This is a genomic window from Shinella granuli (genome assembly GCF_004341885.1).
Lineage (GTDB): Bacteria > Pseudomonadota > Alphaproteobacteria > Rhizobiales > Rhizobiaceae > Shinella > Shinella granuli.
The window spans coordinates 156,085-175,150 of record NZ_SLVX01000003.1 but is presented as its reverse complement, the minus strand read 5'-3'; the positions used below and the strand labels follow the sequence as shown (position 1 = coordinate 175,150).

Here is a 19,066-nt window from a genome sequence, read left to right as displayed (position 1 = left end):
TGTGCAATGCGAAGAGAGATTGCAAGCGGGAATGGCGCGCGCTTCCGGCTGCTCAGGCGATGCGTTGGAGCAGCGGCGGTGCCGCCGGCGTCTCGTGCGGGATCTCGAACTGGCCGACCAAGCGGGCGAGCGTCGCCGATTCATCCGTGAGACGGTGGGTTACGGCGCTGCTTTCCTCGACCATCGCGGCGTTCTGCTGCGTGACCGTGTCGAGCTGGCGGATCGTCGTGTTGATCTCGTGGATGCCGGTGGACTGATCGCGGGCGGCGCGGGCGATCTCCTTGATCTCGGCGTCGATCGCATGGACCTTGCCGGCGATGTCGCGCAGCACGCTGCCGGTCTCGCGCACGAGGCCCGCCCCGCGCGCCACCTCGTCGGCGGATTTGGTGATCAGCGCCTTCACTTCGCGGGCGGCGCTCGCAGTGCGCTGGGCAAGCTCCCGCACTTCCTGGGCGACGACGGCAAAGCCCTTGCCGGCTTCGCCGGCACGGGCGGCCTCCACGCCGGCGTTCAGCGCCAGGAGGTTCGTCTGGAAAGCGATGTCGTCGATGACGCCGATGATGTTTCCGATTTCGTGCGAGGAGGTCTCGATCTTGCCGATGGCGCCGACGACGTTGTCGACGACCTGCTCGGAGGCGGCCGAACTCTTCTTGGTGTCGGAAGCAAGGCGTTCGGCGACCGTCGTGCGCTCGGCGGCGGATTGCACGGCCTGCGTCATCTCGGCAAGCGCCGTCGCGGCCTCGCCGAGCGAGGCGGCCTGGCGCTCGGTGCGGGTGGAAAGCTGCATCAGCGCTTCCTGCATCTCGCCGGAATCGTCACGGATGCGGTGCGTGTTGACGCGCACCGTGGTCATGGCTTCGGCGAGCCGTTCGATGGAGGCGTTGTAATCCGTGCGGATGCGATCGAGCGCGGCGATGAAGGGCCTGTCGATGCGCCGCGTCAGGTCGCCGCGGGCGAGGTGCTGCAGCGCTTCGGCAAGGTGCTGCACGGCCGCTTCCGTCTCGGCGTCCTCCACCTGCCTGGCGGCGTCGCGCGCGGCGCGTTCGCTTTCGGCGTCCTCGCGCATCGTCGCCGTTTCCCGTTGCAGGCGTTCCTTTTCGATCGCCGCATCGCGGAAGACGACGACGGAGCGCGCCATGTCACCGATCTCGTCGCGGCGGTCCCTGCCGTTGCAGGCGATGGTCGTGTCGCCGCCCGCCAGGCGGTTCATGTCGGAAACGAGGGCGGTGATCGGGCGCGAAAGACGGCTGGCGAAGAGGAAGCCGACGGCCGCCGTGACGGCGAGCACGCCGAACGAGATCAGCAGGGTCCAGTTGATGAGGCGGTTGAGGCCGGCAAAGACCTCGCTGGAGGCCATGACCGCGGCAACCGTCCAGGTGCGGCCGAGGAAATCGAAGCGCGCGGCGGCGAGTTTCGCCTCGTGGCCGCGGTGATCGGGCAGGGTCGCACTGGCGATCGCCGCGCCATCGGCGGCCGTCAGAAGATCCGGAGCGATGCGCATGGCGAACACGTCGGCGTCCACGCCATGCGAGGGGCGGGTGAGGAGGTCGCCTTCCGCGTTCAGCAGCATGGCCTCACCGGTTTCGCCAAGGCCGACCGGATTGTTCAGCTTTGCGGTGATGCGCTCGGTCGGCAGCGCGACCACGAGCACGCCGATCTTGCCGGCGACGGAGGAGACCGGGGCGGCCAGGAAGGCGGTGGCGCGGTCGGCAGGGGCGTAAGCCTCGAAATCGCCGAAGGAGACGATGGCCGTGTCCGTGCCGGGCGCAGCCTCCGCAAACACCCTGGCGAGGCCGGTATCCTTGAGCGCCGGGTCGTTCACGACATTGCTGCCGAAATCGCCGTGTTTCTTCAGGGAATAGACCACGTCGCCGCTGAGATTGACCAGCAGCATGTCGTCAAAACCAAGTGTTTCGGCATTGCGCTGGAAGAAGCCATGGTAGCGGCCGTGCAACTGGTCGAACGTGTCGACCTCGGCGGATTTGAGATCGGCCTTGCCGCCGTAGCGGCGGTGCAGTTCACCCGTGCGGTCGCCCTCGATGCCGCCGAACGCACCGGACAGGTCGTCGAGCGCCTTGGCGACCACTTTCTGGCCAGCGAGGTCGCGCGTCTCCTTGACGATCGATTGCAGATATTGCGCCAGCTCGTTGCGCCGGCCGTCGGCGAGCGTTTCCAGCTTCGTCACGGCGGCTGCGGCCGACTGGCTGGCGCTCAGCGTAAGGCTTGCGACGCTGGTCGCGGAAATGGCGATGACGGCCAGCAGCAGGGCTGCAAGCGAAAGCTTGAGGGAAAGACGCATAGGATGATTTCTGAAAGAATACGCAGCTACAGATCATGCCGCTATCGGCTGTCAGAAAGCGCATCCTGCGGCCGGAGCCTGTCCGGTTCTGACAGTCCATCCATACCGTCCCGTCGTGACGACTCCATGACGGAAGGCTGTGGAAAGACGGGGCGGCCGGGCCGCCCCGCGTGGCCAAGGCTCAGCGGCTCATCGAAACCAGCGAGAAATAGGCGCCCTGGGGATCGACGCAATTGAGGATCCAGGCGCCGCCGGGCACTTCCATCGGCCCCATGACGATCTGGCCGCCGCCGTCCGTCACGCGCTTTCCGGCGGCATCGAGGCCTTCGACGACGAAATAATAGCCCCAGAAGGGCGGCGCGGGCGCGCCGGGCGGGTTGGTCATCATGCCGCCGATCGCGTCGCCGCCGCGCACGGCGAAGGTCTGGTATGTGCCCATGCCGGCGTCCGACATGTCGACGGCCGTATCCTTCGTCCAGCCGAAGGTTTTCGAATAGAATTCCCAGGCGCTGTCGAGGTCGCCGGCCATCAACTCGTTCCAGCCGATATGGCCGGGCGTCATCATGCCGGGCTGTTGGGGACCTTCGTCCTCGGTGGAAAAGAGCGAGAAGACGGCGCCGTGCGGATCGCTCGCGACGGCGAAGCGGCCGATGCCGGGAATGTCCTGCGGCTGGCGGCAGATCTTTCCGCCATTGGCCTCGATATCCCGCAGCGTCTCCTCGATCCGGTCGGTGAAGATGTAGCCCATCCACATCGGCGGCATGCCTTCCGCCTCCGCCGGCAGCGTCATCAGGCCGGCCACCTGGCTCTCGCGGGCATAGGCGAGAGTATAGTCCATGCCCTCCATGCCGGAATCATGCGTCGACCAGCCGACGACCGACGCATAGAACCGCTCGGCGGCGGGCACGTCGGGCGTCATGAGCTCATACCAGCAGAACGTGCCATAGTCCTTGTGCATGCGGTCGTCCCTTCTTTCGGTTGGCCTTCTCTCGGTCGGCGGGTTCAGTCGCAGCAGGATGACGTCTTCTGCGTCCCTGCATATTCGTCCTTGCGCTTGACGAAGCTGAGCGTGCCGGTCTCGTTGCGGCCCTTCGGTGCGCGGTCGAGGATCATCAGCGTGCCGAGCGCCTCCTCGCCGCCGCGGGCATAGTCGGAATAGGTATGGTAGACGGTGCCGTCCTCGTCCTTGAAGAAGGCGCTGAGGCCGGGAAGCTCGTCATGCGCATCGGCCGCGTCCGTCTCGCGGTAATTGTAGATGACCTTGCCGCTCGCCAGCTCCTCCTTCGTGAAGGAGACATGATAGTCGAAATTGAAATCGCTGCCATAGGCGGACACCCAGGGGAATTTCCAGCCCATGCGCTTCCTGTAGGCCTCAAGCTTCTCCAGCGGGGCGCGGGAGACGGCGATCATCGTGACATCGTGGTTGTTGAGATGCGGCAGCATGCCGTCGACATGGTCCGCCATGAAGGAGCAGCCGGGGCAGCCGGCATCCCAGTCGGGGCCATACATGAAATGGTAGACGATGAGCTGGCTGCGGCCGTCGAACAGGTCGGCCAACGTCTTCTCGCCATCGGGCGTGTCGAAGGTATAGGTCTTGTCGACCTTGACCCAGGGCAGGGCGAGGCGTTCGGCGCGCACCTTGTCGCGCAGCTTCGTCTCCTCCTTTTCAAGCGCCAGCAGCGCTTTGCGGGCAGTCAGCCATTCCTTTCGGGATACGATCTCGTGGTTCGGTCTCATGCTCGGAACTCCTCTTTCGCGGGCTTTCGACAAATGAGTTGGTATCAACATTTCTTGCCCATGTCAAAGCGCGCGCCGCCTTCACCGCTCCGGGATGGACTGTTTCTCGATGGCCTGTAACGCGGCGATGACGGTTTCGGTTGCCTGGAGCAGTACCTTTTCGCCGAGCGCCTCGCCGAGTGCATCCGCCCACACCGCCTGGCGTGCCCGGATGGCGGCAAGCGCCGCCTTGCCGCCATCCGTCAGAACCATCAGCTTGGCGCGCTGGTGGGCAGGATTTTCGGCATAGACGATCAGACCGTCCCTTTCGAGGAGATCGGCGACGCGCTGCACGCCCTGCCGTGTCATGCCGAGCGCCCGCCCGGCATCGGCGACGGACATCGGCGCATGGTCGGCGGCGGCAAGCACCTGCCAGCGGGCGCTCGTCTGGCCGGCCGGTTTGGCCAGCGCATCGCCAGCGGTTTGCAAATGCCCGGCAAGGCGCAGGATCGAGATGGCGAAGGTGGCGAAGGCATCGCCGGCGGGGGTGCGGTCAGGACTCATATTGACAACATGCTGTCATTCTGCGAGGGTGATTTTGACAATATATTGTCATTTTAGCGCCAGCAGCGCAAGCGAGGAGAGCATCATGTTGAGGACCTACAAGGGAAGCTGCCACTGCGGGAAAATCCGCTACGAGGCCGATATCGATCTCTCCGCCGGCACGGGCCGGTGCAATTGCTCGATCTGCTCGAAGAAGCGCTATTGGGGGGCCCAGATCAAGCCGGACGCCTTCCGCCTGCAATGCGAGGAAGCGGATCTTGGCGACTACCAGTTCGGCACGATGAGCGGGCACCACCGCTTCTGCAGGACCTGCGGCGTCTCACCCTTCGGGCATGGCTATATCGAGGCGATCGGCGGGGCCTATGTCTCGATAAACGTCGCCTGCCTGGATGACATCGAGCAGGGCGAACTGACGGAACTGCCGGTCCAGTATTTCGACGGGCGGAACAATGCCTGGTGGAACACGCCGGCCGAGACGCGCCACCTGTGAGAATCGGCCGGGTGCCGGATAGGTCCAGCGCCCGGCGAACCTCTTACTCGGGCAGGATGCGCACGGCGCCCTTGTCGGCGCTGGCGGCGAAGGCGGCATAGGCCTTCAGCGCCGTCGTGACGTTGCGCCTGCGCGGGGCGGCCGGCTTCCAGCCAAGCTTGTCCTGCTCGGCGCGGCGGGCGGCGAGTTCCGCTTCCGGAACCGCAAGGTTGATCGTGCGGTTGGGGATGTCGATCTCGATGAGATCGCCCTGGCGCACGAGGCCGATCGCGCCGCCCTGCGCCGCCTCGGGCGAGGCATGGCCGATGGAAAGGCCGGATGTGCCGCCGGAGAAGCGCCCGTCGGTGATCAGCGCGCAGGCCTTGCCGAGGCCCTTCGACTTCAGGTAGCTCGTCGGATAGAGCATTTCCTGCATGCCCGGGCCGCCCTTCGGGCCTTCGTAGCGGATGACGACGACGTCGCCGGCCTTCACCTCGCCGCCGAGAATGCCCTTCACCGCTGCATCCTGGCTTTCGAAGACGACGGCGGGGCCGGAGAACTTGAGGATCGATTCATCGACGCCGGCGGTCTTCACGATGCAGCCGTCGAGCGCGATGTTGCCGGAGAGCACGGCCAGGCCGCCATCCTTCGAGAACGGATGCTCGACGGAGCGGATGACGCCTTTCTCGCCGTCGGTGTCCAGCTCGTCCCAGCGCGCTTCCTGGCTGAAGGCGACCTGGGTCGGTATGCCGCCGGGCGCGGCGCGGAAGAAGGTGCGCACGGTCTCGCTGCTGGTGCGGGTGATGTCCCAGCGGTCGATGGCGTCGCCCAGCGTTTCGGCATGCACGGTCGGCGTGTCACGGTGGATGAGGCCGCCGCGGTCAAGTTCGCCGAGGATGCGCATGATGCCGCCGGCGCGATGCACGTCCTCCATATGCACGTCCTGCTTGGCGGGCGCGACCTTGGAGAGGCACGGCACCCGGCGCGACAGTTCGTCGATGTCATCGAGATCGAAATCGATGCCGCCTTCATGGGCGGCGGCCAGGATGTGCAGCACCGTGTTGGTCGAGCCGCCCATGGCGATGTCGAGCGACATGGCGTTCTCGAAGGCCTTCTTGTTGGCGACCGAGCGCGGCAGGATGCTGTCGTCGTCCTGCTCGTAGTAGCGGCGGGCGAGGTCGACGATGAGATGGCCGGCCTCGACGAAGAGGCGCTTGCGGTCGGCATGGGTCGCGAGCGTGGAGCCGTTGCCCGGCAACGACAGGCCGAGGGCTTCGGTCAGACAGTTCATCGAATTGGCGGTGAACATGCCGGAGCAGGAGCCGCAGGTCGGGCAGGCGGAACGCTCGATGACCTTGACGTCCTCGTCGGAGATATTGTCGTCGGCCGCCGCGACCATGGCGTCGACGAGGTCGAGCGCGTGAGTCTTGCCGTGCAGCACGACCTTGCCGGCCTCCATCGGGCCGCCGGAGACGAAGACGGCGGGAATGTTGAGGCGCATGGCGGCATTCAGCATGCCGGGGGTGATCTTGTCGCAGTTCGAGATGCAGACCATGGCGTCTGCGCAGTGCGCGTTGACCATGTATTCGACCGAGTCGGCGATGATCTCGCGGCTCGGCAGCGAATAGAGCATGCCGTCATGGCCCATGGCGATGCCGTCGTCGACGGCGATCGTGTTGAATTCCTTGGCAACGCCGCCGGCCTTCTCGATCTCGCGGGCGACGAGCTGGCCGAGGTCTTTGAGGTGCACATGGCCGGGCACGAACTGGGTGAAGGAGTTCACCACCGCGATGATCGGCTTGCCGAAGTCCGTATCCTTCATGCCGGTCGCGCGCCAGAGGCCGCGGGCACCGGCCATGTTGCGGCCGTGGGTGGTGGTTCGGGAGCGATATGCGGGCATGGTCAATTCCTCGAGTGGACGCGGCTGACATATGGGCTTTTTCGGGCCGCATTGCGAGCCTCAGCAGGGTTCCCTAGCGCAAAACACCCCGCGCGTCACGAAAGGAATGGAGATTTTTTGCCGGTGCGACGCAATTTCCTTGCCGCGGCCTGCGGCGGACATGACCGTTGTCGGCACGGTGCATTCATGCGATGGTCCGCGCCATGATCGGCACAGGGCAAGCTTTGGCGGAAACGGGCGCGGAAAGCGCCGAAGGGGCGCTCGACAAGAGCCCGCTCTATCTGCGCATCCGCGAGGTGCTGGCGGAAGCGATTGCCTCCGGACGGCTGCCGAAGGGGGCCCTCCTCCTGGAGGGGCCGGTCGCAACGCTCTTTGCCTCCACCCGCACGCCGGTCCGCCAGGCTTTCGCGCTCCTGGAGGCGGCGGGGCAGATCCGACGTTTCGACGGGCGCGGTTTCCTGGTGGGGCAGGGGCGCGGCGGGCCGAAGCGGGTGGTGCTGACGGCCGAGATGCTCGGCCTTGACGAGGAGGCGCCGGCCCTGCGCAAGGCGCCGGCCTGGGAGGCGATCTACGAGAACCTGGAGCGGGAGATGGTGCATCTCTCCGTCTTCGGCCGCCACCGGATCAACGAGGTGGAACTCGCGCGTGCGCGCGGCGTCGGCCGGCAGGTGGCGCGCGACGCGCTGACCCGCCTCGAAGCGCTCGGCATCGTGGAAAAGGACGAGCGCATGCGCTGGACGCTGGTGCCGCTCGACGAACAGCGCATGTACGACCTGCACGACATCCGCATCGCGCTGGAGCCGTTGGCGCTGAGCCGGGCCGCGCCGTTCATCCCGCTGGTCGAGCGGCGTGCCATGACGCAGCGGCTGGAGGAGGCGCTGGCTGCCTATCCGGCTCTCTCCGTCGAGGCGATGGACGGTCTTGAAACCGACCTGCACATCACCTGCCTCGGCTACTGCCCGAACCGCGAACTGCTGATCGCGTTGCGGCGCGCCCGCTTCATGCTGAATGTCAGCAAGCACATTATCGGCGTTTCGCACCGCATGCCCGCCGACGAGCCCTTCATCGCCGAGCACCTGGCGGTGTTCCGCGCGCTCGATGTGGACGACCGGACACGCGCGGCCGAAACGCTCCGCCACCACATCACGGTTGCGCTGCCCAAGGTGATCGAGCGCGTCGCGGAGGTGCGCGCGGCACACCGGCCGGACATGCCGGCCTATGCGACGCCCGTCGTGCGGTAAGGAGGATCCATGAAGGTCAAACGCATCGTCGCGAATATCGAAACGGCCGATCCGGCGATTGTCGCCCGCTTCTATCGCGAGGTGCTCGGGCTGGAACTGCTGATGGATCACGGCTGGATCGCCACCTATGGCACGCAGGACCGCATGCCGCTGCAGGTCAGCTTCGCCTCGGAGGGTGGCTCGGGCACGCCGGTGCCGGGTCTTTCGGTCGAGGTCGACGATGTCGAGGCCGCCTATGCGGCAGTCCTCGAAGGCGGTTATGCCGTGGAATACGGGCCGGCGGACGAGCCCTGGGGCGTGCGGCGTTTCTTCGTGCGCGATCCCGCCGGCACACTCGTCAACATCGTCATGCACACCTGACGATCAGGTGATGGCGCCGACCTGCCAGGGCACGAATTCGTTGTCGCCGTAGTCGAAGGCCTCGCTCGCCGTCTTGCGGCCGGAGGCGGTTTCGATGACGAACTCGAAGATGCGCCGGCCGGCCTCCTCGATCGCCTCGGTGCCGTCGACGATCGTGCCGCAATTGATGTCCATGTCCTCCTTGATGTGCTCGTACATCGTCGTGTTGGTGGCGATCTTGATGCAGGGCGCCGGCTTGTAGCCGGAGACCGAGCCGCGGCCGGTGGTGAAGGCGACGAGATTGCAGCCGCCGGCGATCTGGCCGGTCACGGCGGCGGGGTCGTAGCCGGGCGTATCCATGAAGACGAAGCCCGGTTCCGTCACCTCCTCGGCATATTCGTAGACGGCGTTGAGCGGCATGGAACCGCTCTTGGCGACCGCGCCGAGCGATTTTTCCAGGATGGTCGTGAGCCCCCCGGCCTTGTTGCCGTGCGAGGGGTTGTTGTTGAGTTCGGCGTCGTTTTTCGCCGTGTAGTCCCGCCACCAGTCGATGCGCGCGAGCAGCTTTTCCGCCACCTCCGGCCGGGCGGCACGGCGCGTCAGGAGATGTTCCGCACCGTAGATTTCCGGCGTTTCGGACAGCACTGTCGTCGCCCCCTCCTTCACCAAGAGGTCCGAGGCGATGCCGAGCGCCGGGTTGGCGGAAATGCCGGAATAGCCGTCCGAGCCGCCGCATTCCAGTGCCAGCTTGATGCCCGACAGGGGCTGCGGCGTGCGGCGGATGCGGCCGACATCCGGCAGCATGTCGTCGATCATCGCGCAGGCCGCCTCGATGGTCTTGCGCGTTCCGCCCTGGTTCTGGATCATCATGGTGCGGAAGGTTTTGCCTTCTTCCAGCCCGGCCTCCTCGACGAGCGGGCCGTACTGAAAGGTCTCGCAGCCGAGGCCGATCATCAGGATGCCGCCGAAATTCGGGTTGCGGGCATAGCCCTTGAAGGTGCGGGTGAGGATGCGCCCGCCCTCGGATTTCAGGTTTAGCGCGCAGCCGCCGCCATAGGTGAGCGCCACCACGCCATCGATATTGTCGTGGCCGGTCTCGCGGAACCTGCGGGCATAATGCTCCGCGACATAGCGCGAGACCGTGGCGGAACAGTTCACGGTGGAGAGGATGCCGATATAGTTTCGGGTGCCGATGCGGCCATTGCCGCGGTCATAACCCTCGAAGGTGCGGCGCTCGGCCTCCGGCACCATCACCGGCGGGGCGTTGTCGACGCAGAATTCGTGTTTCAGCGCCACGTCGAGAATGGCGAGGTTCTGCAGGTGGACATGCTCGCCGGGGCGGATCGCCCGCGTCGCATAGCCGATGATCTGGCCATATTTTCGCACCGGCTCGTTTTCCGCGATAAGCGCGATCGCCACCTTGTGCCCACGCGGAATGCGCTCCGCGGCGGCGATGCCATTCACCAGCATACGGCCGGCATCGACATTGGCGGGAACGACCCCGACATTGTCTTTCGGGTTGAGGATGAGCACGGGGGGGAGGTCGGCAAGCATGGCGGCTCCTTCGTTGGGACCGGCGCATTATGCACTTTGTCAGCAAAAGTCAATATTGGGAATTGTCCGTGCCGTGCGAATGGCGATAATGGTTCCCGCTTTCAATTTATCGTATGATAATATCATAATTGTACGATCAATGACCGAAGTGATGGAGGCAGCGTGGCGGACAAGCCGGCAAGACAGGCGCAGCGGCCGTTATCGCGCCGGCCGCGGGTGCGTCACAATGTGACCGCGGCGATCGGCGGCGATATCTGCGGCGGACGTTTCCCGCCGGGTGCGGTGCTGCCGCGTGAGAGCGATCTGTGCGCAACCTACGGCGTCAGCCGCACCGTCATCCGCGAATCGCTGAAGGTGCTGGAGACCAAAGGCCTCGTGCGCGGCCGACCCCGGGTCGGCACGCTTGTCTGCGACCGGTCGGAATGGAACGTGCTCGACGCGCAGATCCTCGAATGGATGGGGCCGGATGTGCTGTCCGCCGAGCTTCTCGGCTCCATTCTCGAAGCGCGCCGCACCGTCGAGCCGGCCGCGGCCTTCCTTGCCGCCGCACGCGCGACGGCGCAGGAGATCGCCGATCTGGAGCGGGCCTGCGACGACATGAGCGATGCCGAAGGTGACCTCGAAGCCTTCACCGCCGCCGATGCGCGCTTCCACGAGACGCTGTTGAAGGCCAGCCACAACCAGGTCTTCCATCAGCTTTCCTCGATCATCCACGCGGCCCTTTCCTATGCGCTGCATGCCTCCAACCGGGCGACGGAACGCCACGACGAGGCGCTCGGGGTGCACCGGGCGCTGGTCGATGCGCTGCGCCTGCGGGATGGCGCGCGGGCGGAGGCGTACTCACGCCACATTCTCGATCTTGCCGCGCGTGACATTTCCGGCCTGATGGACCGCGCCGACGCGCCATGACGAAGGACGAAGGGGGAGAATCCGTGGTCCGTCGGCTGGGGTGAGTCTGTCGTGGAAGGCCGCGTGCCCTGCACGGGCTGTTTCCTTTCCGCGCCGTGGTGGACGCGGGTCTTCGTCGTGCCTATGTCTTACAGGCAGATCGCAAAGGAGAGATTCATGCGCCCCATCACCGGTTTCGTCGTCGCCGCGCTCGCGGTCCTGTCGCTGGCAGGATGCAGCACGACCGCGTCGAACAACACGACCTATGCCCGCCCGCCGGCCTCGAGCGGCCTTCAGATTCCGCTGAACTGATACGCGCGTGCGGTTCCGGCCGAGCGCGGGAACTGCACCGTTCTCCCCGAGGGAAATTCCATCAGGCCCATCTCAGCGGGATCTCGATCGAAGCCCGGTAGCGTCCTTCGGCTGTCGAGCCAGACGAGAAGCGCCAGCGGCTGGCAAAGCGCGCCTGCAACCGGTCGGTGATGTTCCGCAGGCCGACGCCCATGCCCGGCGGCTTGTGCGGGATTGCGTCCGTTTCCGGCAGGTCGTTTTCGACGGTGAGGATCAGGCGATCCGCTTTCTGTCGCGCATCCAGCAGAATGGCCACGGGCTTTCGGGATGCCGAAACGCCATGCTTGACGGCGTTTTCGATCAGCGGCTGGAGGATGAGATTGGGAACCAGCGCGGCCGCAAGCGCGTCCGGCAGCCGGATGTCGAAGCGCATGCGATCGGCAAAGCGCTCTTGTTCGATCGCAAGATAGTCGCGCTGGAGGGCGATCTCCTCGGCCAGTGGCACGTCATGCAGCGGATCGAGCGAGAGCGTCGTCTGCAGGAAGCGCGACAGGGACAGGACCATGCGGTCCGCCCGCCCGGCTGATCCCTCCTCGATGAGACCGGCCACGGAATTCAGCGTGTTGAAGAGGAAATGCGGATTGAGCTCGTAGCGCAGCGCCCGCATTTCCGCGTCCAGCTTGCGCCGCTCGGCATTGAGCAGTGCGAGTGCGGCGGCATAGAAGCCGAAGGTCACGACGTTCCACAGCAGGCTCATGCGAAACTGCAGGACGGCCTCGTCGAACGTATCGGCGATCGCAAAGCCGGGCACGCCGAGGCCGCCGGGCAGCAGATGCGGACCCAGCGTCACGATCGCGGTGACATCGAACGCTGCCTGGCTTGCGGCAACCACCAGCACCGCGAGCACGCCGAGGCCGAGCGCCCTTTCCCGCGGCAGGTTCTGCAATCGCTGAAGCACCAGCGCCAGGAGCAGGGCCAGGAGAATGCTGCTCAGCCAGCCGGGCGCGAGCAGCAGGAAGCCCTCGGAAAGCAGCAGGAAATCGTTGATGGAAAGCGCCGTCCAGAGTGTGACAGCCAGGACGAGCGCTTCGCGCCCATGGATGATGCCGGCCATGCCTGCTCCTGAAACCGCTGTTTTCCGGCAGCGCGCATGCGCCCCCTCTTTGCTATGCCTTGGAAGCGGGATCGGGAAAATGCCGGTCGGGGCCTTGTGCACGAAAAAACCCGGCCTGCGCTGGGCAAGCCGGGTTCTCATTCGATGAATGGGTTCTCAGTGGCTGTCGGCCATGCGGGCGGCCTCGACGGCATCGGACTGCTCGAAGCGCACGCCGTTGAAGAAGGCGTTCAGCAGGACGGCGACGATGGAGGCGAGCACGATGCCCGATTCGATGATGGGATGGATCGCATGCGGCAGCCACATCAGGTAATTCGGGGCGAGCAGCGGGATCAGGCCGAAGCCGATGGAGACGGCAACCACGAAGAGGTTGTTGCGCGAGGACTTGAAGTCCACCGTCGTGAGGATGCGCACGCCCGTCGCGGCCACCATGCCGAACATCACGAGACCGGCGCCGCCGAGGACGAAGGTCGGCACGGCCTCGACAAGGGCGCCCATCTTCGGGATCAGTCCGAGGACGATCATGATGATGCCGCCTGCGACGCAGACATAGCGGCTCTTCACGCCGGTGACGCCGACAAGGCCGACATTCTGCGAGAAGCTCGTATAGGGGAAGGTGTTGAACAGGCCGCCGATCATCGTGCCGATGCCGTCGACACGCAGGCCCGCCGTCAGGTTCTGCTGGGAGACCGGCCGGCCGGTGATTTCCCCGAGCGCCAGGAACATGCCCGTCGATTCGATCATCACGACAATCATGACGAGCGTCATGGTGGCGATCAGCACGGGGTCGAAGATCGGCATGCCGAAGCGAAGCGGCGTGACGACGGCGAACCAGCCGGCATCGGCCACGCGGTCGAAATGCATCATGCCGAGGATCGACGCGGCGACGCAGCCGATGACGACGCCGCTGAGGACGGCGATGTTGCTGATGAGGCCGCGGCCGAAGCGGGCGATGGCGAGGATCGAGACGAGCACCAGCGCCGACAGCGCGATATGGCTCGGCTCGGCATAGATCGGGTTGGACACGGTCGGCGCGATCGCAAAGCCGCTCGGCACCGCCGGGCCGCCGCTTTCGGCGAGCGTCTTCATCTGGGCGAGCCATTCGGCATGCGCCGGGTCGACCAGCTTGGGCGCGGTCGGGCCGAAGGGATTGCCGAAGGTCCAGTTGATGCCGACGCGCATCAGCGAGACGCCGATGACGAGGATGATGGTGCCCGTCACCACGGGCGGGAAGAAGCGCAGCAACCGGCCCATCAGGGGCGCGATCAGGAGGGCGATGAAGCCGGCGCCGATGATGGCGCCGAAGATCATGCGCGCGCCCTCCGTGCCCGGCGTCATGGTCGCCATGGAGACCATCGGGCCGACGGAGGCGAAGGTGACGCCCATCATGACGGGCAAGCGGATGCCGACATGCCGGCCGAAGCCGAGCGACTGGATGATGGTGACGAGGCCGCAGACGAAGAGGTCGGCGGAAATCAGGAACGCGACGTCCTGCGGGCTGAGCTGCAGGGCGCGCCCGACGATGAGCGGCACGGCGACGGCGCCGCCATACATGACGAGTACGTGCTGGATGCCCAGCGTCGCGAGCCTGCCCGTAGGCAGTTTCTCGTCCACCGGGTGTATGCTGGATGCGTCGCTCATGGATACTCCTCCCATTCCATCGACCTTCCGAATTCCCGTCCTCCAACGGGGTGCGCCATCTTTGGTAGAGCGACAGACGGTCGCAAGCATAGCGGGGCGATAAACACTTTACGGTTTTCTGGGGTAATCCTGCGAGGAAGCGCGTGCGCCGCATGCGGCCGACTTGCCGGATTCAGGTGCAATTTCACCTGCTTGGCGCCGATCCGGCGTGCAATATGCGACTTGAGCCGACCATCATTTGACCGCAAAACAGCCACCGCCGTCAACTGTTTCCTGCGCGGCATATGTGTATTTCCACGCCGCCAGGCGATGAGCACGAAACAGGCCTGAGAAAGCGTTGGCGTTTTCTAAGCGGAAGGGGATCGGGAGCGGGCCGCTGGAAGCCTGACCCGGCGGTCGTTCGCCCTCTTCGGCAGGCCGGACGACCGGAAAAGCAAAAGGCCTTCCGGTTTCCCGCAAGGCCTTTGGATTTCGAATGGTGGGCGTGACAGGGATTGAACCTGTGACCCCTACGATGTCAACGTAGTGCTCTCCCGCTGAGCTACACGCCCATCCGATGAGGCGCATAGACCACAAAACCCCGAGGCGCGTCAATAGCTTTTTGAAGCTTTTTTTACGGGCCGATTTTGCGGTCTTTTCCGGGGGTTAGGCGGCCAGCATCTTGTTGACTTCTTCAACGAGATCGCGCAGGTGGAACGGTTTGGACAGAACCTTGGCGTCCTTCGGGGCCTTGGAATCCGGGTTGAGCGCCACGGCGGCGAAGCCCGTGATGAACATGACCTTCAGGTCCGGGTCGAGTTCCGTCGCGCGGCGGGCGAGCTCGATGCCATCCATCTCCGGCATGACGATGTCGGTCAGGAGCAGCGAGAAGGGTTCTTCGCGAAGCCGGTCGTAAGCGCTGGCGCCGTTGTCGTAGGACAGCACCTGGTAGCCCGCCTTTTCGAGCGCCTTCACGAGGAACCGGCGCATATCGTTGTCGTCTTCTGCGAGGAGAATCTTGGGTGTCATGGAATTCGGGAACCGTTGCTAAGGTTGTCTGCCCGCGGACGGGCGGTTCTGTTACAAGAGCGTATTCCGGTAAATATCCGGTGAATGGGTGAGGGCAAGCCCTTATCCCTCGTTTCTCAGTATGGACACGCGAGGTGGCCGCTGGCAACATGGCGGACGCAATGACTTGAAGGCATGGTAAAGGACAACAATGGCGGAGGCTCTCAGCGAAAACAGCCACTTCGAAGTGCTGGAACCGGTTTCGCAGAGCGTGCCCCTCGTCTTCAATTCTCCTCATAGCGGGCGACGTTATCCACAGAGCTTCCTGGCGCAGTCGCGCCTCGATTCGCTCGGCATCCGCCGCTCGGAGGATCACTATGTCGACGAGCTCTTCTCGGTCGCGCCGGCGCTCGGCGCGCCGATGCTGGTCGCGCACTTCCCGCGCGCCTGGCTCGACGTCAACCGCGAACCCTACGAGCTCGATCCGCGCATGTTCGAGGGCGTGCTGCCCTCCTATGCGAACATCAATTCGATCCGGGTCGCCGGCGGGCTCGGCACCGTGCCGCGGGTCGTCGCCGAGAACATGGAGATCTACCGCCAGCGTTTTCCCGTGGAGGAGGCGCTGGAGCGGGTGGAGACCGTCTACAAGCCCTATCATGCGTGCCTGCGCCGCCTCGTCGTGCGCACCCATGTCACCTTCGGCTTCTCGGTGCTGATCGACTGCCATTCGATGCCGGGCAATATCCGCGTCTCCGGCACGGGCATGCGGCCCGACTTCATCATCGGCGATCGCTACGGCACCAGCGCGTCGGGCGAGCTTTCGCGCACCGCGATGCGGCTTCTGGAGGACATGGGCTTTTCCGTGGTGCGCAACAAGCCCTATGCGGGGGGCTTCATAACCGAGCATTACGGCCGGCCGGCCAAGGGGCTGCATGCGCTGCAGATCGAGGTGAACCGCGGCCTCTATGTCGACGAGACGACGCTGGCCAAGCGGCCGGACTTCGCGGTGCTGCAGACGGCGATCTCGGCCTTCCTGCAGGATTTTTCCGACCATGTCGAGGAATACGCCGCCGACCGGGCGCTGGCCGCGGAATAGGCTGGCCTCCCGTCAAAAAAAACCGCGCTTGGGGCGCGGTTAAGTCTAGGGAGGAAACACCCAAGGAGGGTATTTACAGCCACGAATGACTGTAAGAAAACAATAATATTGCGCTGCACAAATGTCAAGCGCAACCGCGGGACAAATTTGCGATCCGTTAAGCAATTCCCGTTGCCCCTTCCGTGCAGGCTTCCGCGTCAATCCGGTTCCGTTTTTCGTGGCGATGCAGTAAGGAGAGGCGGTCCGCAGCCCCTCCGAGAGATCCCCCATGTTGCCTGATCGCGCCTTCTTCGACCGTCTTGCCGATGCCGCCGGCAAGGAAACCCTGCCGCGCTTCCGCGCCGGTGCCGATATCGTCAACAAGGAGGCTGCCGGCTTCGATCCCGTGACAGAGGGCGACCGGGCGGCGGAACTGGCGATCCGCGCGCTGATCGAGCAGCATTTTCCGGAGCATGGCATCCTCGGCGAAGAGCATGGTTCGGTCGGTCTCGACCGGGAATATGTCTGGGTCATCGACCCGATCGACGGCACGCGGGCCTTCATTTCCGGCGTGCCGGTCTGGGGCACGCTGATCGGCCTCTACCGCAATGGCGAGGCCGTCATGGGGCTGATCGACCAGCCCTTCACCGGCGAACGCTATTTCGCCGACGGCAAGGTGTCCCACTATGCCGGGCCGGACGGCCGCAAGGCACTGTCGACGCGGCCGTGCAACGGCCTGTCCGATGCGATCCTCTTCACCACCTCGCCGCATCTCTTCACGGAAAGCCGCAAGACGCGGTTCGAGACCGTGCAGGAGAAGGTGCGGCTCTTCCGCTACGGCGTCGATTGCTATGCCTATGCGCTGCTCGCCGCCGGCCATATCGACCTCGTCGTCGAATGCGGGCTGAAGCCCTATGACGTCGGCGGCCTCATCCCGGTCATCGAGCAGGCCGGCGGCATCATCACCGCCTGGGACGGTGGCCCGGCGGAAATGGGCGGCGAGATCATCGCCGCCGGCAGCCGCAAGGTCTATGACGAGGCGATGGCGTTGCTGCGGGCGTAGATATTCTCTTCGCGCACTCCTCGATAGCGCTTGACCCGAGGGTGCCGGTCAGGCGCCGAGCCCGGTCCGCTCGGCGTCGCTTCCCGGAATGAAGGCGTCGATCGCGGCGAGTGCCTGCGCGCGGTAGCGGTCGGCCTCCTGGAACAGCTCGTGGCGTGCGCCGTCGATCTCGATGAGGCGGGCGGCGCGGAAGATGCGCGCGAGATCGCCGATCGCCTTGCGCGGCACGAGGGCGTCCCGTGTCGGGCAAAGCAGCAGGGTGGGAATGCGGATGCGTGTCAGGTGGTCCTGGTGCGTCACGCGCGCCATGGTCTTCAGCGTCTCGTTCAGCCAGCGGGCGCTCGGCCAACTGATGGAAAGCTCCGGATGTTCGGCGAAGATCGCCGCATTGCGGGCGAAGCGCCGCGGATCGGACGTCACGATGTTGTGTGCGAAGTCGAGCGGCGGATCGCCCTTGCGGAAGGTGTGCTTGCCGAGACCCAGCAGCGAGGCGAGGCGGGCGATGACGGTGATCTTGCGCTGGCTCATCGACTGGCCGGCGAGCGCGATGAAGGGGGCGGCGAGCACCATGCGCTCGATGCGGTTTTCGAGCAGCGGTGCCTGGGAGAGGGCGACGAGCGCGCCGGTCGAATGGGCGACGATGAAGAAGGGCAGGCGGGCATCCGGCAGCACGATCTTCTCCAGGAAGAGCGAGAGATCGGCCTCGTAGTCGGAAAAGCGCAGGATATGGCCGGTGCGGCTGCCCGGTATCAGCCGGTCGGAGCCGGCCTGGCCGCGCCAGTCGAAGGTGGCGACCCAGAGGCCGCGGGCGGTGAGGTCGTTGATCGTCTCGAAATATTTCTCGATGCATTCGCTGCGGCCCTGCAGCAGCACGACCGTGCCCTTGGCCTCGCGCTCGTTCGAGCGGAACACCGCATAGCGGATCTTCACGCCGCCGCTGCCCTCCAGGAAGCCGGCGAAATGGTTCCCCGGAACGGGATTGTCGGCGGTGGCGTTGAGGATGGAATCCATGGCGCGGGCGGGTCTCGGCGGGCGTCGATGATCGATGGATAGGCGCTGGCGCCAGTGCCGTCAAAGAAAAAAGCCGGCTGCATGCGGCACGGGGGTGGCTTCACATGCAGTCCGGCGTAATTTGACCGGGAAGGAAGGGACGTTACACCCCGGTCGTCAGAAGTTTTCGCTTCTGATGCTGCCGTTCTAGCAGGACCAATCTGAACGCTGTCCGAAGCCGCCGTTCATCCGCCGTTCATCTCGAAATTTTTTTGGCCTCGTCTTTTCGGTTGCCCGGGACCCCTTGAACGGCCGAAAATCCATTCCCATCTCAACGTCACGGACGCCAACAGGGTCCGTCGAGGCTTCCGTCGCCAGAATGGGACGGGGCCGGATGAACCGGGCTGCACCTTCGGAAATCGGGGGCAGCCTTCAGAAAGATCGCAACCGTTGCTCTAAAGGAGGACACCATGCGTCACGTCGATTTCTCCCCCCTCTATCGTTCCACCGTCGGCTTCGACCGTCTCTTCACCATGCTCGACAGCCTCGGCCAGCCTGACCAGGCCCAGAGCTACCCGCCCTACAACATCGAGCGTACCGGCGAAAACACCTACCGCATCACCATGGCGGTGGCTGGTTTCGACGAGAGCGAGCTCTCCATCGAGGCGCGCGAACATGCGCTGACGGTCAAGGGCGAGAAGAAGGACGAGGCAGCCGAAGACAGCCAGTTTCTCTACCGCGGCATTGCCAAGCGCGCCTTCGAGCGCCGCTTCCAGCTCGCCGATCACGTGGAAGTGCGCGCCGCCTCGCTGAAGAACGGCCTCCTCCACATCGATCTCCTTCGCGAGATCCCGGAAGCCGCCAAGCCGCGCCGTATCGAGATCACGGCCGTCCAGCGCGACGCCAAGCAGATCGAAGCGCAGACCAACTGATCC

General features: G+C 65.1%; 18 protein-coding genes and 1 tRNA gene. 8 read left to right on the top strand and 11 right to left on the bottom strand.

The genetic code is table 11. The features are described 5' to 3' along the window. Positions 1-52: 52 nt before the first annotated feature. The 4 genes from EV665_RS07010 to EV665_RS06995 all read right to left on the bottom strand — a co-directional run bounded on the left by EV665_RS07010 (position 53) and on the right by EV665_RS06995 (position 4,579). On the bottom strand, positions 53-2,299 hold the full coding sequence (locus tag EV665_RS07010; RefSeq protein ID WP_133033543.1) for a methyl-accepting chemotaxis protein: 2,247 nt from the start codon (positions 2,297-2,299) through the stop codon (positions 53-55). 181 nt (positions 2,300-2,480) lie between these two features. Next, positions 2,481-3,257 carry a VOC family protein gene (locus EV665_RS07005; protein WP_133033542.1) on the bottom strand — a complete coding sequence of 259 codons (777 nt, stop codon included), beginning with the start codon at positions 3,255-3,257 and terminating at the stop codon, positions 2,481-2,483. Between the two features lie 44 nt (positions 3,258-3,301). After that, positions 3,302-4,036: a DUF899 domain-containing protein gene (locus tag EV665_RS07000; protein ID WP_133033541.1), complete on the bottom strand. Its 735-nt coding sequence runs from the start codon at positions 4,034-4,036 to the stop codon at positions 3,302-3,304. Between the two features lie 81 nt (positions 4,037-4,117). Beyond that, positions 4,118-4,579, bottom strand: a complete 462-nt coding sequence (locus EV665_RS06995; RefSeq protein ID WP_133033540.1) for a MarR family winged helix-turn-helix transcriptional regulator — start codon at positions 4,577-4,579, stop codon at positions 4,118-4,120. 85 nt (positions 4,580-4,664) lie between these two features. Between EV665_RS06995 and EV665_RS06990 the strand changes: the two genes are divergently transcribed. Further along, on the top strand, positions 4,665-5,069 hold the full coding sequence (locus tag EV665_RS06990; RefSeq protein WP_133033539.1) for a GFA family protein: 405 nt from the start codon (positions 4,665-4,667) through the stop codon (positions 5,067-5,069). Positions 5,070-5,112: 43 nt separating this feature from the next. On the opposite strand, the gene ilvD is transcribed toward EV665_RS06990, so the two are convergent. Further along, on the bottom strand, positions 5,113-6,948 hold the full coding sequence (ilvD, locus tag EV665_RS06985; RefSeq protein ID WP_133033538.1) for a dihydroxy-acid dehydratase: 1,836 nt from the start codon (positions 6,946-6,948) through the stop codon (positions 5,113-5,115). Between the two features lie 203 nt (positions 6,949-7,151). Between ilvD and EV665_RS06980 the strand changes: the two genes are divergently transcribed. Then, complete coding sequence (locus EV665_RS06980) at positions 7,152-8,189, top strand: GntR family transcriptional regulator (protein ID WP_162852997.1); 1,038 nt, start codon at positions 7,152-7,154, stop codon at positions 8,187-8,189. 9 nt (positions 8,190-8,198) lie between these two features. After that, the gene (locus tag EV665_RS06975; RefSeq protein WP_064331186.1) at positions 8,199-8,549 is read left to right on the top strand and encodes a VOC family protein; all 351 of its coding nucleotides are present in this window, start codon (positions 8,199-8,201) and stop codon (positions 8,547-8,549) included. A 3-nt stretch (positions 8,550-8,552) separates the two neighbouring features. On the opposite strand, the gene EV665_RS06970 is transcribed toward EV665_RS06975, so the two are convergent. Continuing rightward, positions 8,553-10,082: a UxaA family hydrolase gene (locus EV665_RS06970; RefSeq protein ID WP_133033536.1), complete on the bottom strand. Its 1,530-nt coding sequence runs from the start codon at positions 10,080-10,082 to the stop codon at positions 8,553-8,555. 162 nt (positions 10,083-10,244) lie between these two features. Between EV665_RS06970 and EV665_RS06965 the strand changes: the two genes are divergently transcribed. Together EV665_RS06965 and EV665_RS33080 are read left to right on the top strand one after the other, a co-directional pair. After that, positions 10,245-10,991 (top strand): FadR/GntR family transcriptional regulator, encoded by a 747-nt coding sequence (locus EV665_RS06965; RefSeq protein ID WP_245507656.1) that lies wholly within the window; start codon positions 10,245-10,247, stop codon positions 10,989-10,991. Between the two features lie 156 nt (positions 10,992-11,147). After that, positions 11,148-11,282, top strand: coding sequence for a hypothetical protein (locus tag EV665_RS33080; protein WP_256388472.1), 135 nt, complete (start codon positions 11,148-11,150; stop codon positions 11,280-11,282). A gap of 61 nt (positions 11,283-11,343) precedes the next feature. On the opposite strand, the gene EV665_RS06960 is transcribed toward EV665_RS33080, so the two are convergent. The 4 genes from EV665_RS06960 to cpdR1 all read right to left on the bottom strand — a co-directional run bounded on the left by EV665_RS06960 (position 11,344) and on the right by cpdR1 (position 15,024). Continuing rightward, positions 11,344-12,375 (bottom strand): sensor histidine kinase, encoded by a 1,032-nt coding sequence (locus EV665_RS06960; RefSeq protein ID WP_133033534.1) that lies wholly within the window; start codon positions 12,373-12,375, stop codon positions 11,344-11,346. 156 nt (positions 12,376-12,531) lie between these two features. After that, positions 12,532-14,016, bottom strand: coding sequence for a nucleobase:cation symporter-2 family protein (locus EV665_RS06955; RefSeq protein ID WP_133033533.1), 1,485 nt, complete (start codon positions 14,014-14,016; stop codon positions 12,532-12,534). A gap of 476 nt (positions 14,017-14,492) precedes the next feature. Next, positions 14,493-14,567: transfer RNA gene (locus tag EV665_RS06950), tRNA-Val, on the bottom strand. A 94-nt stretch (positions 14,568-14,661) separates the two neighbouring features. Further along, positions 14,662-15,024 carry a response regulator CpdR1 gene (gene cpdR1, locus EV665_RS06945; RefSeq protein WP_023512679.1) on the bottom strand — a complete coding sequence of 121 codons (363 nt, stop codon included), beginning with the start codon at positions 15,022-15,024 and terminating at the stop codon, positions 14,662-14,664. A gap of 190 nt (positions 15,025-15,214) precedes the next feature. Between cpdR1 and EV665_RS06940 the strand changes: the two genes are divergently transcribed. Both EV665_RS06940 and hisN read left to right on the top strand, forming a co-directional pair. Beyond that, a complete protein-coding gene (locus EV665_RS06940) occupies positions 15,215-16,099 on the top strand; it encodes an N-formylglutamate amidohydrolase (protein ID WP_064331181.1) in 885 nt (294 codons plus the stop codon). Between the two features lie 268 nt (positions 16,100-16,367). Continuing rightward, positions 16,368-17,141: a histidinol-phosphatase gene (gene hisN / locus EV665_RS06935; RefSeq protein WP_133033532.1), complete on the top strand. Its 774-nt coding sequence runs from the start codon at positions 16,368-16,370 to the stop codon at positions 17,139-17,141. Positions 17,142-17,189: 48 nt separating this feature from the next. On the opposite strand, the gene EV665_RS06930 is transcribed toward hisN, so the two are convergent. Beyond that, on the bottom strand, positions 17,190-18,152 hold the full coding sequence (locus EV665_RS06930) for an alpha/beta fold hydrolase (protein WP_133033531.1): 963 nt from the start codon (positions 18,150-18,152) through the stop codon (positions 17,190-17,192). Positions 18,153-18,601: 449 nt separating this feature from the next. On the opposite strand from EV665_RS06930, the gene EV665_RS06925 reads away from it, so the two are divergent. Continuing rightward, a complete protein-coding gene (locus EV665_RS06925) occupies positions 18,602-19,063 on the top strand; it encodes an Hsp20 family protein (RefSeq protein ID WP_133033530.1) in 462 nt (153 codons plus the stop codon). Positions 19,064-19,066 lie beyond the last annotated feature (3 nt).